Annotated in this window: 1 protein-coding gene; it reads left to right on the top strand. The window is 43.6% G+C overall.

Annotation, left to right across the window (positions count from 1 at the left end; all coding sequences use genetic code 11):
- Window positions 1–22: 22 nt before the first annotated feature.
- Window positions 23–514, top strand: a 492-nt coding sequence (locus tag ACTND6_RS11130; protein WP_441024333.1) for a transposase zinc-binding domain-containing protein, incomplete at its 3' end; no start/stop codon positions are given.

Below are 514 nucleotides of genomic sequence, written 5' to 3'. Positions count from 1 at the left end.
TCTCTGGGACAACCTTGACTGGATCCAGCATCTCTACGACATCGGAAAGCTTCGCGATACTGTCCTGGACAACGTACAGAATACTCTTCTCTGTAAAACTGAATATCTCGGATATGACATGTTCGAATGTCCTTCCTGTGGCAATTTCAATATCATCTACCATCACTGTCATTCCAGACTCTGCACCTCCTGCGGCACCAAATATCAAAAACAGCTTGCCGTCAAAGCTGAATCCATGTGCCTTGATGTCAGGCACAGACATATAGTCTTTACCATACCTGAACAGTACCGCTTCTTCTTCAGAAAAAACAGAAATGCCCTGGATCTTCTTTTTGCTGCCGCCCGCAATACCATCATGAAGATCACTAATGAAAACATCTTCAAATCTGAAAAAAGAAAACGTGGCAAAACCGGCAGAGTCAGAAACGACAAGGACAATTACTACCTGTACCGCAATTTCAAAGATTCCAACAGATTCGGTATGATTGCCACTCTCCATACTTTCGGAAGAAGC

This window comes from Bulleidia sp. HCP3S3_C9 (assembly GCF_052064035.1).
Taxonomy (GTDB): Bacteria; Bacillota_I; Bacilli_A; order Erysipelotrichales; family Erysipelotrichaceae; genus Bulleidia.
This window is presented reverse-complemented; position numbering and strand designations above follow the sequence as displayed.